Genomic DNA, 14,449 nt, shown 5'->3' with positions numbered 1-14,449 from the left:
TCCGCCTCCCCCTAAGGAGTTCGATGCGCCACCTCGTCCTCAGAACGGTGGCCGCTCTCGCGCTTGTCGCCGGTGGCCTCACGGTCACCGGCGCGCCCGCAGCGGCCGCACCGGCGAAGACCCCGCCGCTGGTCACCCCGTGGACCAGTCAGGTCTCCACCACCAACCCGCTACCCGAGTACCCCCGCCCGCAGATGACCCGCCCGGACTGGCAGTCGCTCAACGGCGAGTGGCAGTTCCTGAACCCGGCCACCGACGGCAGTGGCAACGTCAACCGGAACGCCGCGCCGCCGATCGGGCAGACCCTGCCGGAGCGGATCAACGTGCCGTACCCGGTGGAGTCCGCCCTCTCCGGGATCATGCGCAACGACAACCGCGACCTGATGTTCTACCGCCGTACCTTCACCGTCCCGGCGGCGTGGAGCGGCCGGCGGGTGCAGCTGCACTTCGGCGCGGTCGACTACGAGTCCACCGTCTGGGTCAACGGCACCCAGGTGAGCACGCACAAGGGCGGCTACGACCGGTTCGAGGTGGACATCACCCCGCAGCTGACCGCCGGCGCCAACGAGATCGTCGTCCGGGTGTACGACCCGACCGACGGCCGCGGCGAGGAACAGCCGTCCGGCAAGCAGACCAACAACCCGAGCGGCATCTTCTACACACCCACCTCGGGCATCTGGCAGACGGTGTGGCTGGAGCCGACCGCCACCACCTCGATCTACTCGGTCGACATCTATCCCAACCTCGCTGCCAAGAACATCCGGGTGAAGGTGTTCACCCGGGGGACTGCGTCAAGTGTGGTCGCCGAGGCGCTCTCCGGCAGCACGGTGGTGGGGACCACGACCAGTGGCGCCACCGAGTTCACCGTCCCGGTGCCGAACACCCGGCTCTGGTCGCCGGACGACCCGTACCTCTACAACCTGCGGGTCTCGCTGCGGGACTCCGGCGGGGCCACCGTCGACCAGGTGGTGAACTACTTCGGCATGCGCGAGGTCGGCACCAAGATGGTCAACGGCGTGCTGCGGCCCACCCTGAACGGCGAGTTCGTTTTCCAGGCCGGCACGCTCGACCAGGGCTTCTGGCCGGACGGCCTCTACACCGCGCCCACCGACGCGGCGCTGGCCTCGGACATCCAGAAGCACAAGGACCTGGGCTTCAACATGGTCCGCAAGCACATCAAGGTGGAGCCCGCCCGCTGGTACTACTGGGCGGACCGGCTCGGCCTGCTGGTCTGGCAGGACATCCCGTCCGGCGGGGACGCCACCAAGACCGCGGCGCAGATCGCCGAGTACGAGTCCGAGGCCCGCGAGATCATCGACGAGCACCGGTTCAGCCCGGCGGTGATCACCTACGTGCCGTTCAACGAGGGCTGGGGCGAGTGGAACCTGGCCGACACCCAGCGGATCACCCGGGACCTCAAGGCGTACGACCCGACCCGGCTGATGAACCCGCACAGTGGCTTCAACTGCTGCGCGTCCAAGGGTGACCCGGGCACCGGCGACATCATCGACTGGCACATGTACACCGGCCCGGAGGCGCCGTTGCCGTCCGCGACCCGGGTGTCGATCCTGGGCGAGTTCGGCGGGCTGGGGCTGCGCACGCCCGGCCACGAGTACAGCCCGAACGGGCAGTACTTCGCGTACGAGCAGATGTCCAGCCCGGCACACCTCACCGACCGGTTCACCGGGATGATCCGGGACAGCGAACGGCTGATGACCTCGCGGGGCCTGTCCGGCTTCGTCTACACCGAGATCACCGACGTGGAGGGCGAATACAACGGCCTTTACACGTACGACCGGCAGGTCCAGAAGGTGGACACCGGCCAGGTGCGCACCGCGCTGACCAACCTGATCAACGCGTCGAAGAACCAGAACGCCGTCGTGCCGCTCACCCTCGGGCACACCCGGTCGTTCCAGGTGACCACGGCCGGCTACACCAACCGGTACCTGCGGCACGCCGACTCGCTCGCCCGGACCGACGTGATCAGCGGGGACACCGCGCGGCAGGACGCGTCGTTCCGTACCGTGGCCGGGCTCGCCGACCCGCGCTGCTACTCGTTCGAGTCGGTGAACAACCCGGGCAAGTACCTGCGGCACGCGTCCGGGCGGGCGCGGATCGACGCGGACACCGGCGGGACGTTCCGGGCCGACGCCACCTGGTGCACGCGGGCCGGGCTGGCCGCCGGTGGGGTGTCGTTCGAGTCGTACAACTTCCCCGGCTCGTTCCTGCGGCACGCCTCGGAGCTGGTCTACCTGGCCGCGAACGACGGCACGGCGGGCTTCGCCGCCGACGCCACCTGGAACGTCGCCAACCCGGCGCAGTGGCGCAGTTCGGTGCTCCTCGGGTACGACGTGCGGCGCTCGCTGCAGGTCACCACGTGGGGATACACCGACCGGTACCTGCGGCACGCCAGTGACCTGGGCTGGACCGAGTCGGTCAACGCGGGCAGCGCCGCGCTGCTGAAGCAGGACGCCACCTTCACCCTGCGGCACGGGCTGTCCGACTCGTCGTGCTACTCGTTCGAGTCGGTCAACTACCCGGGCCGGTTCCTGCGGCACGCCGACAACCGGATCCGGCTGGCGGCGAACGACGCCTCGGCGCTGTTCGCGGCGGACGCCACCTTCTGCGCCCGCCGCGGACTGGGCGGCGTCGGGGTGACCTTCGAATCGATCAACTTCCCGGGCCGGCTCCTGCGGCACTTCGACTCGCAGGCCTGGACCGCGGCGGGCACCGGATCGAGCTGGGACCGGCCGCAGACGCTCTCCGCCGACGCGAGCTGGAACGTGGTGACCGGCTGGGCCTGATCGAAGGGTGAGAAGTGCGGGCGCCGGTGGGCGTCCGCACTTTTCTGTCGGCTTACCGCCTCCCGGTGACATCCGCATGGCCCTCCATAGCCGGCTGTCGATACCGTGACAGCGTGCTCGCGCTGCTCAAGGGCGACTGCCAGGCCGGACATGGACAACCGGATAGACCGTGATCGTCGGTACAGCGGGTGGTCGCGGTGAGCGACCATGTCCTACATTGCTGGTTCTTGAGGTCCGTTCCGCCATCCGGCGCCCCGGGCTGCAGATAACCGAGGAGAGCGCGTCATGACCCAGGACCACAACCCGCCGCCGGAGCAGCACCCGTACGGCGGTCCCGTTCCTCCGGCCCCGGGTTCCCCGGCCCCCGGCTCCGGCGGCCCTGCGTACGGCCAGCCCCAGCCGGGTTACGGCCAGCCGCAGCCGGGCCAGCCCGGTTATGGTCAGCCGCCGCAGCAGGGCTTCGGCCAGCCCCAGCCGGGTTACGGCCCGCCGCCGCAGCAGGGCTTCGGCCAGCCCCAGCCCGGTTACGGTCAGCCGCCGCAGGGCTACGGTCAGCCCCAGCCGGGGTACGGCCAGCCCCAGCCCGGCTTCACCGGCTTCGGCGCCGGTCCGGCCGCCGCTCCGGTCAAGCCCGCCCTGACCTGGACCGTGCTGGGCGCCGGTGTCATCGCGTTCCTGGCGTCGTTCATGCCGTGGGCGTCGGTCACCGCGCCGATCACCGGCACCCAGACGGCGTCCGGCATGGACGGCTCGGCCGGGTTCTTCACCCTGCTGCTCGGTCTCGCGCTGGTCGCCTACGCGGCCATCACGCTGCGGGGCAAGCCGGTGCTGCCGTCCTACGCCCCGTGGGCCGGCGTCGGCGTCTCCGGCCTGCTCCTGGTGATCGCGATCTACGAGATCATCGACGTGCAGTCGGCGGCCAACAAGCTGAAGGACGCGTTCGGCGGCCAGGACGACCCGTTCGGCCTCGGCAAGGCGTTCAGCTCCTCGATCAAGGTCAGCATCGGCTTCGGCCTCTGGCTGCTGGTCATCGCCGCGATCGCCGGTCTGGCCGCGACGGTGCTGATCGCGCTCCAGCAGAAGAAGGCGCAGGCGACCCCGCCGCCCGCGCAGTACTGACGCGTCACCCGATCCCGGCGGCGAGCGGCCGATGGTCGCTCGCCGTCCGGGGCAGGGCGCGCAGCCGGGTCACCGTCATCGACCGGGCCAGGATCTGATCGATCCGGGCGACCGGGGCGGCGGCCGGCCAGGTGAGGGCGAAATCGGCCGGCGGCGCGGTCGTCGACCGGCTGATCGGCCGCAGCCCGCGGTCGCCGGCGGTGGTGTTCAGGTCGCCGATCACGAGCAGCCGCGGCACCGGGTCGGCGCTGATCAGCGCGCCGAGGCGCCGGGCGCTCTCGTCCCGGCGGTCCGAGGTGAGCCCGCCCGCGGTGAGCCGCACCGACGGCAGGTGGGCGACGTAGACCGCGATGTCACCCCGCGGAGCGCGGGCGACGGCGCGCAGGCCACGGTTCCAGTCCGTGCCCAGGTCGTGCGGGCGGATGTCCACCGGCGCCGCCTCGGTCAGCGGGAACCGCGACCAGAGCGCCACGGTGCCCTGCACGGTGTGGAACGGCAGCGCGGGGTCCAGCACGCTCGCGTACGCCGGCACCGCCTCGGGCAGCACCTCCTCCAGCCCGACCAGGTCGGGTCCGGCGGCCAGCAGCGCGCGGGCGGTCGCGGCCGGGTCCGGGTTCTCGTCGCTGACGTTGTGCTGGACCACGGTCAGCTCCGGCGTCCCGGTGTCCCGGGGCAGCAGGTGCCCGCCGAACTGGACCAGCCAGACCGCGAGCGGCAGCAGCGTGCCGAGGGCGCCGAGCCGGGACCGCCGCCACCCGGCGATCACGAGCAGCAGCGGCACGAGCAGGACCGACCACGGCAGGAACGTCTCGATCAGGCTGCCCAGGTTGCCGATCGCGTTCGGCACCAGCCCGGGGAACCCGATGATCACAGCGGCCAGTAGCGCAACGCACAGGATCGGCACTGGGTGATCCTTTCAGTCGTCCGCTATCTTATTTCGCATGCGAAATAGCGAGACGGTACGGATCCCGGTCGCGACCGGTGGCGCCGTCACGGCCACCCTGTTCCTGCCCGAGACGCCGGTCGCCGTCCTGGTCGTGCACTCGGCGACCGCCACCCCGCAGGGCTTCTACGCGTCCTTCGCCGGCTACCTCGCCGAGCACGGGATCGCCACGGTCACCTACGACTATCGCGGCACCGGCCGGTCCGGTCACCCGCGCGACCACCGTGACCTGGGCATGCGCGACTGGATCGGCGCCGACGCCCCGGCCGTGGCGACCTGGGCCGCCGAGCGGTTCCCCGGCCTGCCCCGGCTCGCCCTCGGGCACAGCCTCGGCGGGCACGTCATCGCGCTCGGCGCGGCGGGACAGCCGGCCGCCTCGGTGATCGTCGCGTCGCACCTGGCCGCGGTGCGCGCCATCGGTTCGTTCGCCGAGCGGGTGCGGGTGCGGCTCATGCTGCACGTCCTCGGCCCGGCGTTCGGGCGGCTCCTCGGTTACGTCCCGGCCCGCCGGCTGGGGCTCGGCGAGGACCTGCCGGCCGCCGCGATGGCTGAGTGGGGTCGCTGGGCCCGGCTCGGCAACTACTTCTTCGACGACCCGTCGATGCGCGCGCCGGAACGGGCCGCCACCGTCACCGGGCCGGTGCTGGCCGTCGGCACCTCGGACGACCCGTGGTCCACGCCCGGCCAGATGGACGCGTTGACCGTGCACCTGACCGGGGCGGTCGTGGAGCGGCGGACGTACACACCGGCCGGTGCCGGGGTGCCGATGATCGGGCATCACGGGCTGCTGCGCCGCTCGGTGCGGGACACGGTCTGGCCGGAACTGCTGGCCTGGTTGCAGGCCCACGCGGAGAAGGCGTCAAGATGACCGCGTGCGCCTGCCTCGTTTGATCTTCCTGCTCTTCAACGCCGACCGCACGGTCCGGCGCTGGATCGACGCCCGTTCCGCGGACACCGGGATCGGCGCGGCCGGCGCCGGCGTGCTCTTCTACCTCGCCGGGCACGAGAACGCGCTGATCGGCGACGTGACCGCCGCGCTCGGCGCGTCGCCGTCCGGGATCAGCGGTCTGGTCAACCGGCTGGAGCGCGGTGGCTGCGTGACCCGCTCGCCGGATCCGGACGACGCCCGTGCGGTCCGGCTCTCCCTGACCCCGCGCGGCCACGCGTCCGTTGCCCGCGCCCACGTTCTGGTCGGAGACCTGAACGAGCAGCTCATCGCTGGTTTCACGGCGTCCGAGGTGGACGTGATCGGCCGCTGGCTGGAGCACGTGAGCCGGATCTCGATCAACCGGGAATGATCAGTGCGCGGGACGGCGGCTTCGCGGTGCGTGACTTTAGGTGACGGTCGGCCATTTCTCTCGGTCTCTGCGGGGGATCGGCGCAGCGTGGGGGACTCGGCACACTGGGTGAGTCCCCCGCGCCGCCGTTCTACCGCTTCGAGGAGCCCCATGACTGACTCCGTCGTCTACGACCAGATCCCCGTCGTTCGCGCCATCGGGCGGGGAACCACCTCGCTGAGCGCGTTCCACGATGCGCTGGTGGCCATGGAGTGCGGTTTCTACAACCTGGTCCGGCTGTCCAGCGTCATCCCGCCCGGTACGACCGTCGACGCGAGCGGCAAGGCGCCGGTCCCGGTCGGGGCGTGGGGTGACCGGTTGTTCTGCGTCTACGCCGAGCAGCACGCCAGTCAGCCCGGCGAGGAGGCCTGGGCCGGTATCGGCTGGGTGCAGCGGCGGGACGGTCAGGGCGGGCTCTTCGTCGAGCACGAGGGGACGAGCGAGGCGTTCGTCACCGAGTCGATCCGGGCGAGCCTGCGTGACCTGGTGAAGGGCCACGAGGAGGAGTTCGAGGGCCCGGACTACGTGGTGCACGGCGTCGTCTCGGACGGCACGCCGGTCTGCGCCATGGTCCTGGCCCCCTACGAGACCATCTCCTGGAAGGGCGCCACCGCGTCCACCGCCCCCAGCATGAACTGACCCCACGCCGCGCGGCGCCCGTCCCGTGCCGCGCGCCCTCCCACGCCGCGCGCCTTGTCTCACGCCCGCGCATCCCGCTTCACCTCGAGGCCTCGCCCGTTTCCGGGGCGGGGCCTCGTGCTTGTGGGGTTTGCTCTGACCGTTACCGCCCACGGACGTCGCCCCGGAGGGCTCCGCGTCATGGACGCGCCAGCGGCCAGCGGAGCCCGCAGGGGTCCCGGCGGGAGCGACGATCTGCACCACAGCGGACGCACGACATCAAGCTCTTGATCTTGATGTTCGTGCGGTCTTTAAGGGCTGGCAGCCAGAAAGAGAAACGCAGCGAGAAGACTCAAGTGGACGCCGCCTTGGAGGACGTTGGCGCGGCCGGGGACCACCGTCAACGTGCCGACCGCGACCGTGAGGGCGAGCAGCACCATCTGTGTTCCGCCGAGGCCGAGCAGAAGCGGGCCGTCCAGCCAGATCATCGCGACCGCGATCGCCGGGATGGTCAGTCCGATACTGGCCATCGCGGAGCCGAGTGCCAGGTTGAGGCTGGTCTGGATGCGGTCCCGGGAGGCGGCGCGGACCGCGGCGATCGTCTCCGGGAGCAGGACCATCAGCGCGATCACGACACCGACGACCCCCTGCGGCAGGCCGGCGCTCTCGACGGCCGACTCGACGGCCGGCGAAACGCCCTTGGCCAGGCCGACCACGCCGATCAGGGCGACGAGCAGCAGACCGAGACTGGTCAGCGCGGCCCGGCTCGACGGCGGCTCCAGGTGCTCCTCGGCGTCGATCACCTGGCCGGCCGTGGTGATCGGCAGGAAGTAGTCGCGGTGCCGGCGGGTCTGCACGGCCACGAAGAGCAGGTACAGCCCGAGCGAGGCGAACGCGGCGAACCCGAGCTGGGCCGGGGAGAACTGCGCGCCGGGCCGGCTCGTGGTGAAGCTCGGCAGGACCAGGCTGAGTGTGGCGATCATCGCGACGGTGGCGAACATCGACCCGGTGCCTTCCGGGTTGAAGACCGCGATCCGTCGCCGCAACGCTCCGACCAGCAGCGAGATGCCGAGTATGCCGTTGCAGGTGATCATCACGGCGGCGAAGACGGTGTCCCTCGCCAGCGACTGCGTCTTCTCGCCACCGCTGATCATCAGGGTGACGATCAGCGCGACCTCGATGATCGTGACAGCCACCGCGAGCACCAGCGAGCCGAACGGTTCCCCGACCCGGTGCGCGACGACCTCGGCGTGGTGCACGGCGGCGAGCACGGCGCCGGCGAGCAGCGCGGCGGCCAGCACCACCGCCGGCGGTGGCAGGTCGCGGCCCCACGTCAGCACGAGCGCGGCAACGGCGAGCACCGGGACGTAGACCGTCCAGTGCGACAGATACGACAGCGTTTTGGGTGTCATCCGGCAACTCTGCCAGAGGATCCGCGTCGCTGCCTGTTGTCAGCCGAGTTCCCGCGGTGGCGACGTGACCGGCATTGCGCGCCTCGGTCAGCGCCCGGCCCGAGCCCGGCTCATGCCGGCGGTGGGTCGCGGTCTGCTTTCGGGCGGGTGGTGCCGGCGGTGGGCCGCAGTGCTGACCATGCCTGCTCCGTTCCTCCGGGGGGAAACGCCGTTCCAGTGATTTGCCCGCCGCGAGGTGAGGGGATACTCGGTCGTTGTGACGAACCGGACGCCTCGCCTCGAGATCGAGTACTGCACACAGTGCCGCTGGCTCCTCCGCGCGGCGTGGCTGGCGCAGGAGCTGCTCACCACGTTTCCGCGGGATCTGGGCGAGGTGGCGCTGGTCCCGGGCATCGGCGGGGTCTTCGAGGTACGCCTGGACGGCGAGATCCTCTGGAACCGCAAACCCGACGGCTTCCCCGACCTGCCGCAGCTCAAGCGCCTGGTCCGGGACCGCGTCGCCCCGGACCGCGACCTCGGCCACTCCGACCGCAAGGACACCGCGCCCGAAGCCGCTTCCTGATCCCGAGGCAACGTGCGTGTGATTTTTCGGTGCGGAGCGCGCCTGAACTCCCTACGCAGGGTGGGCTGTCGGCTTGTGTGTGAAGTTTGGGTGCGGAGCGCGCCTTAACTCCCCACGCTCTGGTGACTTCCGGTCTGTGTGTGAAGTTTGGGTGCGCTCCGCGCCGAAACTTCACACACTCGGTGGGCTCGGCTGGGGGTCAGTGGTCGGGGCTGTCGGCCGGGGCCATGATGCGCAGGGCGTTGGCGTCCACCGCGATCCGCATCGGTGTCGAGCCGCACGGTTCCCCGTCGACCTCGACGTGGGCCGGGCGGTCGGTCTCCAGCCAGAGTTCGCGGACGGCGAGGAACGGCCGTTCGTGCAGCGTGCGGCGGTGGCCGGTGGCGGCGTTGCGGGCGGTCTCGCGGAGCAGCTCGCGCCGGGACGGTCCGCCGACCGGGTACGCCACCAGCAGCCGATCGTCGGCGTGCGCGTCCGCGGTGATCGGCCGGCCGGCGTGGAAGCCGCCGTTGGCCACGTACACCTGGTGGGTGTGGAAGTGCAGCTCGCGGCCGTCGGCCCGGATGGTGGCGCGCAGCGGGCGGTGCCGGGCCAGCAGCCCGAGCGCGGTGAGCGGGTAGGCGATCCGCCCGGTCAGACGCTTCAACCGCGGCGGGGCGCTGATCATCACCTCGGCGGAGAGGCCGATGCCGACGTGGTTGGTGAACGGCATGTCCCCGGCCAGGCCCAGGTCCACGTCGATCACCTTGCCGTCGACCAGGGTGGCGATCGCGGCCTGCAGGTCGGGTTCGATGCGTACGGTGCGGGCGAAGTTGTTGGTGGTGCCCAGCGGCAGCAGCCCGAGCGCGACGTCCTGGTGGGCGAGCATCCGGCCGGCCGTGCTGATCGTCCCGTCGCCACCGCCGGCGATCAGCAGGTCGGGGCCCTTGCCGAGCGCGTCGGCGAGCAGTCCTTCGAGGTCGCCGGAGTGCTCCATGGCATACGTGCCGAGCAGGTCGAACCCGGCGGCGACCAGGGACTCGCGGGCATCGTCGTAGAGCTGGCGTCCCCGCCGTGACCGGGTGTTGACGACCAGCGCCGCCCGTCGGTCCCGCCGGATGTCCTCGGTGAGCCGCTGCTTGCTCCGCACCCGCTGACCCTATCCGCCACACCCCTGCTACACCTGTGAGCCACCACCCGCCGCCGCGCGGGACCCGATCAGGCCGGGTCGACGAACTTGGGGTGGCCCAGCAGGAACTCGTCGATGTCGTCCTTCTTCATCGCCTGCAGCAGCTTCATGCTGTCGTCGCTCAGGATCTCGACGCTGCCGAGCCCCGGTATCGAGTCGGAGTTCAGCTCACCCTCGTTGGTCTTGATGGTGACCAGGTTGTCCGGCTTGACGCTGCGCAGCGACAGCGCCCAGTCGGCCAGCTGGATCCCGCCGGTGTCGATGGTCATCGACTTGCCGAACGCGGTGAGCAGCGACGGCAGCTTGGTCGGCGAGTCCAGGCCGTCCTTCAGCGCCTGGTTGATGATGGCCTTGAAGAACTGCTGCTGGTGCCGCTGCCGGCCGTAGTCCAGCGAGTTGTCCCCGAGCAGGTCACGCTGCCGGACGAAGTCGAGCGCCTCGGCCGGGGTGAAGCAGTGGTCGCCCTTGGCGTAGAAGTTCGGTTTCACGCCCGGGATCGAGCGCTTCAGCGTGCCGTCCGGGTTGATCACGAACGGTGCGGCCGGCTTGCCGTCCTTGCCGGTGCCCTTGTGGATCGAGGTGGTGTCGGTGTCGACGTACATGCAGACCTTGCCGAGCACCTTCACCACGTCGCGGAAGCCCTGGAAGTCGATGATCGCGCCGGCGTCCGGAGTGATCCCGGTCAGCTCCTTCACCGTCATGGTGAGCAGCTCGAAGCCGTGCTTCAGCGCGTCGTTGCCCTTCAGCCCCCGGGTGCCGAAGGCGAACGCTGCATTGATCTTGGCGCGGCCGCCGGCGAACTTCTGCGCGGTGTTGTCGTAGGCCGGGATGGTGACCAGGCTGTCGCGGGGGAGGGAGACCAGGTAGCCGCTCGAATGGTCCTTGTTGACGTGCAACAGGATGATCGAGTCGGACCGCAGCGGCTCGCCGTTGATCTGGTCGGGGCGCTGGTCGATGCCGACCAGCAGGATGTTCTTCGCGCCGTCCAGACTGGCGTTCTTCTTCTCCAGCTCGGGTTTCGCCGAGCCGAGCAGCTCGTCCTGGCCGACCGCGGAGGTGGCCGCGGCGACCGTGGCCTTGAGACCCACCGCGCTGCCGCCACCGGCCACCAGCAGCACCGATCCCACAACGACGGTCCAGAAGGCCCAGCGGGGTGAGCGACGTCGGCGTCTGCTGGTCCTGCGCAAGATCGGCTCCTCGTCTCCGGGGTACTTCCAATCATGAAGACGGGCGCGGCGCCGCGAAAGACTGCCGTGGCGCGAGGAAAATTTTGGGTACGCGTGTTGCTCGCCTGTTAACCCCTCACCCGCCGATCTCCGTTAACTGTCGCGCCGCCGGGGGCTCATAACGTCCGCGGCATGTCCCCCGAACCGGATGTCAGTGTCGTCATCCCGACGTGCAACCGGCCGGAGCTGGCCGTTCGCGCCGCGCGCAGTGCACTCGGACAGACCTGGCGGAACCTCGAGGTGATCGTCGTGGTCGACGGCCCCGACGAGGCCACCGTGAAGGCTCTGGCCGAGATCGGCGACCCGCGGCTCGAGGTGATCGTGTTGCCGGAGCGCGGCAAGGCCCCGAACGCCCGCAACGTCGGCGCCCGGCACGCCCGCGGCCGCTGGACCGCGATGCTCGACGACGACGACGAATGGCTGCCCACCAAGCTGGCCGTGCAGATCGGACTGGCCGAGGCCTCCGGCGTGCCGGACCCGGTCGTCGCCTGCCGGATGATCAACCGGACGCCGCGCGCCGACTCGGTCATGCCACGCCGGCTGCCCGCCCCGGGCGAGCCGATCAGCGAGTACTTCACCGTCCGCCGCGGCCTGTTCTACGGCGACGGGTTCATCCAGACGTCCACCATCCTGGCGTCCACCGAGCTGTGGCGCCGGGTGCCGTTCACCGTCGGCCTGCGCCGCCAGCAGGAGCTGGACTGGGCGCTGCGGGCGCTGCGCGAGCCGGGCACCGAGCTGATCTACGCGAGCGAGCCACTGGTCCTCTGGCACCAGGACGAGGACCGCGATCGGATCAGCCTGCAGAACCCGTGGCGCGAACAGCTGGAGTGGCTGCGGGCCAGCCGTGACCTGTTCACCCCGCGGGCGTACGCGGCGTTCACGCTCAGCGTGCTCAGCTCGATGACCGCGCCGACCCGCGACGTGAAGCTCTTCCGCGAGCTGCTCGCCGAGGCTCGGGGGCAGGGTCGCCCGGGCGCCCTCGACTACCTCACGCACCTGCAGATCTGGGCGCTGCCGCCGAGCATGCGGCACCGGTTGCGCGACCTGATCGTGGGCCGGCCGAAGAGCCCTCCGCAGCCGCAGGACGACCGGGTCCCCGCCGATGTCGACTGACCGCCGTGTCGCGATCTGGCGCAGCGCGATGCTGCCCGGCTCGGAGACGTTCATCCGCGGTCAGGGCGACGCCCTGGCCCGCTGGACGCCGACCTATGTGGGCGCGACCAGGATCGAGTCGGCTCTCTCCCGTACCCAGGATGTGATTGCTTTTCCGGACGGCCGTGGGTTTCTGCGGCTTCGTCTCACCGGGGCTTCGCCCCGGCTTTTCCAGACCCTTTCCGAGGTACGACCTGAGCTCGTGCACGCGCACTTCGGTGGCGACGGCTGGCTGGTCAGCCACTCGGCCGGGCGTCTCGGCGTGCCTCTGGTGGTGACCGTGCACGGGCATGACGTCACCCGCCAGCCGACGGCTCCGGGCGCGAAGGGCGTGCGGTACCGCCGCAATCTGCAGACCGTGTTCCGCCGTGCCGCCATGGTCATCGCGGTCTCCGAGGTGATCCGCGAGCAGGCGGTCCGGTGGGGCGCCGACCCGGCGAAGGTGCGGGTGCACCACACCGGCGTGCTCGTGCCGCCGGCCGTGCCGATGGTGCCGAAGCGCTGGGACGTGGTGTTCGTCGGCCGGTTCACCGCGAAGAAGGGCATCGACGACCTGCTCACCGCGCTCGCCTCGATGCACTCGCCGCGGCCGCGCGCGCTGTTCATCGGCGACGGCGAGCTGATGCCGGCGATGCGTGCCCGGGCCGAGGACCTGCGGGTGGACGCGACGTTCGTGGGCAGCCGGTCACCCGAGGCGGTGCAGCGGCACCTCGCCGAGTCCCGGATCCTGGCGTGCCCGTCGAAGACCGCGCCGGACGGCGACACCGAGGGCCTGCCGACCACTCTGCTGGAGGCGGCCGCGCTCGGCCTGCCGGTCGCCGCCACCCGGCACAGCGGCATCCCGGAGGCGGTCGTCGACGGCGAGACCGGCCTGCTCATCCCGGAGGCGGACCCGGCCGCGCTGGCCGGCTCACTGACCCGGCTGCTCGGCGACGCGGAGCTGCGCCACCGCTTCGGGGTGCAGGCCCGCCGCCGGGTGAGCACGCATTTCGACCTGGTCGAGCAGACGCGTCGCCTGGAAGAGCTGTATGACGAGTCGACGGCGGCGGCTAGGCTTGCCAGCCACCGGTGAGCCACGGCCCGCGGTCGGGGTGCCCGCCGGTGGCGCCGATCCACCCGGGTCCGGCGTCGAGCTGACGCCTGGAGAAACACCATGACTTGTACGTTCTGTGGCTCGATCGCCGTACCGGCGAACGGCGTCTGCTCGGCGTGCGGCCGTACCGACCCGGGCGCGTCGTCCGCTGCCGCCTGGCCGGATCCGCTGGCCGCGTCGTCGCTGTCCGACCCGCTGTCGGGCGGCAGCCGTACCGACCCGGCGCACCCGGCGACTGCTCCGTACGGCGTCCCGGTCGACCCGTTCACCGGCCCGACCACCGGCGACCCGTACGCGACCCCGCACGTCGACGGCCCGACGTCCCCGGCTCCCGCGGCTCCTCCTGCGCCGACGCAGCCGTTCAGCGCGACTCCGGCTTCCTCGGCTCCTCTTGCTCCGACGCAGCCGTTCGGCGCGACTCCGGCTTCTCCCACGCAGCCGTTCAGCGCGAACCCGGCGCCGGCGCAGCCGTCTGGTGCGGCGCCGCTTACGCCTACCCGGCCGTTCAGCGCTGCCCCGGCTGCTGAGAGTCCCTCCTCGCCGCCCATTCAGCCTTACTCCCCGCCGGCCGGCGATCACGCGGCGGCATACCCGCCGCCCTACAGCCCGCCGTCGCCTTACAGCCCTCCTGGCGCCTACGCCCCTCCCGGTCAGCCCGGCGCCGGGCAGCCGTATCCCGGGCAGCCCTACCCGGGTCAGCCGTATCCGGACCAGGCCTACCCCGCCCAGCCGTATCCGGGCCAGCCCTACGCGGACCAGGCGTATCCCGGCCAGCCGTATCCGGGCCAGCCCTATCCGGGGCAGCCCTACCCCGGCTATGCGCCCCATCTCGGGTCTCAGAGCTCGGTCTTCAGCATCCTGACCTTCATCTTCGGCGGCATCGCGGTCCTGCTCTCCCCGTTCATCTTCGGAGTGATCGCCCTGATTCTGGGCAGCATCGCGAAGCGCCGCGGGGAGCGCCTGGCCCGGGTCGCCCTCAGAGTCGCCTCGATCTGCATGATCGGCGGCTTCATCC

At 71.1% G+C, this 14,449-nt stretch carries 12 protein-coding genes and 1 pseudogene; 9 read left to right on the top strand and 4 right to left on the bottom strand.

Annotated features, from left to right (window positions below; translation table 11 throughout):
* Positions 1 to 23: 23 nt before the first annotated feature.
* Positions 24 to 2,804, top strand: a complete 2,781-nt coding sequence (locus ADL15_RS49200) for an AbfB domain-containing protein (RefSeq protein ID WP_067707915.1) — start codon at positions 24 to 26, stop codon at positions 2,802 to 2,804.
* A 285-nt stretch (positions 2,805 to 3,089) separates the two neighbouring features.
* Positions 3,090 to 3,923 carry a hypothetical protein gene (locus ADL15_RS54845; RefSeq protein ID WP_067707912.1) on the top strand — a complete coding sequence of 278 codons (834 nt, stop codon included), beginning with the start codon at positions 3,090 to 3,092 and terminating at the stop codon, positions 3,921 to 3,923.
* Positions 3,924 to 3,927: 4 nt separating this feature from the next.
* On the opposite strand, the gene ADL15_RS49190 is transcribed toward ADL15_RS54845, so the two are convergent.
* Positions 3,928 to 4,827: an endonuclease/exonuclease/phosphatase family protein gene (locus ADL15_RS49190; RefSeq protein ID WP_067707910.1), complete on the bottom strand. Its 900-nt coding sequence runs from the start codon at positions 4,825 to 4,827 to the stop codon at positions 3,928 to 3,930.
* A 37-nt stretch (positions 4,828 to 4,864) separates the two neighbouring features.
* Between ADL15_RS49190 and ADL15_RS49185 the strand changes: the two genes are divergently transcribed.
* The 3 genes from ADL15_RS49185 (at position 4,865) to ADL15_RS49175 (ending at position 6,842) form a co-directional block, all read left to right on the top strand.
* The gene (locus ADL15_RS49185) at positions 4,865 to 5,734 is read left to right on the top strand and encodes an alpha/beta hydrolase family protein (RefSeq protein WP_067707907.1); all 870 of its coding nucleotides are present in this window, start codon (positions 4,865 to 4,867) and stop codon (positions 5,732 to 5,734) included.
* Positions 5,735 to 5,738: 4 nt separating this feature from the next.
* The gene (locus ADL15_RS49180; protein WP_067707904.1) at positions 5,739 to 6,164 is read left to right on the top strand and encodes a MarR family winged helix-turn-helix transcriptional regulator; all 426 of its coding nucleotides are present in this window, start codon (positions 5,739 to 5,741) and stop codon (positions 6,162 to 6,164) included.
* 150 nt (positions 6,165 to 6,314) lie between these two features.
* Positions 6,315 to 6,842, top strand: coding sequence for a pyruvoyl-dependent arginine decarboxylase (locus tag ADL15_RS49175; RefSeq protein WP_067707901.1), 528 nt, complete (start codon positions 6,315 to 6,317; stop codon positions 6,840 to 6,842).
* A 290-nt stretch (positions 6,843 to 7,132) separates the two neighbouring features.
* Here ADL15_RS49175 and ADL15_RS49170 read toward each other — a convergent pair whose 3' ends face one another.
* Positions 7,133 to 8,233 carry a calcium:proton antiporter gene (locus tag ADL15_RS49170; protein WP_067707899.1) on the bottom strand — a complete coding sequence of 367 codons (1,101 nt, stop codon included), beginning with the start codon at positions 8,231 to 8,233 and terminating at the stop codon, positions 7,133 to 7,135.
* Positions 8,234 to 8,489: 256 nt separating this feature from the next.
* On the opposite strand from ADL15_RS49170, the gene ADL15_RS49165 reads away from it, so the two are divergent.
* The gene (locus tag ADL15_RS49165) at positions 8,490 to 8,795 is read left to right on the top strand and encodes a SelT/SelW/SelH family protein (RefSeq protein ID WP_198171352.1); all 306 of its coding nucleotides are present in this window, start codon (positions 8,490 to 8,492) and stop codon (positions 8,793 to 8,795) included.
* A 199-nt stretch (positions 8,796 to 8,994) separates the two neighbouring features.
* On the opposite strand, the gene ADL15_RS49160 is transcribed toward ADL15_RS49165, so the two are convergent.
* Positions 8,995 to 9,924 (bottom strand): diacylglycerol/lipid kinase family protein, encoded by a 930-nt coding sequence (locus ADL15_RS49160; protein WP_067707893.1) that lies wholly within the window; start codon positions 9,922 to 9,924, stop codon positions 8,995 to 8,997.
* A 68-nt stretch (positions 9,925 to 9,992) separates the two neighbouring features.
* On the bottom strand, positions 9,993 to 11,090 hold the full coding sequence (locus ADL15_RS49155) for an LCP family protein (protein ID WP_232345110.1): 1,098 nt from the start codon (positions 11,088 to 11,090) through the stop codon (positions 9,993 to 9,995).
* A gap of 231 nt (positions 11,091 to 11,321) precedes the next feature.
* Between ADL15_RS49155 and ADL15_RS49150 the strand changes: the two genes are divergently transcribed.
* From ADL15_RS49150 to ADL15_RS53810, 3 genes and pseudogenes are all read left to right on the top strand, one after another.
* Positions 11,322 to 12,302: a glycosyltransferase family 2 protein gene (locus ADL15_RS49150; protein WP_067707888.1), complete on the top strand. Its 981-nt coding sequence runs from the start codon at positions 11,322 to 11,324 to the stop codon at positions 12,300 to 12,302.
* Positions 12,292 to 13,413, top strand: coding sequence for a glycosyltransferase (locus ADL15_RS49145; RefSeq protein ID WP_067707885.1), 1,122 nt, complete (start codon positions 12,292 to 12,294; stop codon positions 13,411 to 13,413). The genes ADL15_RS49150 and ADL15_RS49145 overlap by 11 nt, the downstream gene beginning before the upstream one ends.
* 81 nt (positions 13,414 to 13,494) lie before the next feature.
* Positions 13,495 to 14,449: pseudogene (locus ADL15_RS53810) on the top strand (hypothetical protein); the annotation flags it as partial.

It is taken from the genome of Actinoplanes awajinensis subsp. mycoplanecinus (assembly GCF_001509495.1).
Taxonomy (GTDB): Bacteria; Actinomycetota; Actinomycetes; order Mycobacteriales; family Micromonosporaceae; genus Actinoplanes; species Actinoplanes palleronii.
This window is presented reverse-complemented; position numbering and strand designations above follow the sequence as displayed.

Bases quoted from the DNA above. Each gene is read 5' to 3' on its own strand.
- ADL15_RS49150 (WP_067707888.1), top strand. From the start codon at position 11,322: ATGTCCCCCGAACCGGATGTCAGTGTCGTCATCCCGACGTGCAACCGG.
- ADL15_RS49175 (WP_067707901.1), top strand. From the start codon at position 6,315: ATGACTGACTCCGTCGTCTACGACCAGATCCCCGTCGTTCGCGCCATC.
- ADL15_RS49170 (WP_067707899.1), bottom strand. From the start codon at position 8,233: ATGACACCCAAAACGCTGTCGTATCTGTCGCACTGGACGGTCTACGTC.
- ADL15_RS49145 (WP_067707885.1), top strand. From the start codon at position 12,292: ATGTCGACTGACCGCCGTGTCGCGATCTGGCGCAGCGCGATGCTGCCC.
- ADL15_RS54845 (WP_067707912.1), top strand. From the start codon at position 3,090: ATGACCCAGGACCACAACCCGCCGCCGGAGCAGCACCCGTACGGCGGT.
- ADL15_RS49200 (WP_067707915.1), top strand. From the start codon at position 24: ATGCGCCACCTCGTCCTCAGAACGGTGGCCGCTCTCGCGCTTGTCGCC.
- ADL15_RS49185 (WP_067707907.1), top strand. From the start codon at position 4,865: ATGCGAAATAGCGAGACGGTACGGATCCCGGTCGCGACCGGTGGCGCC.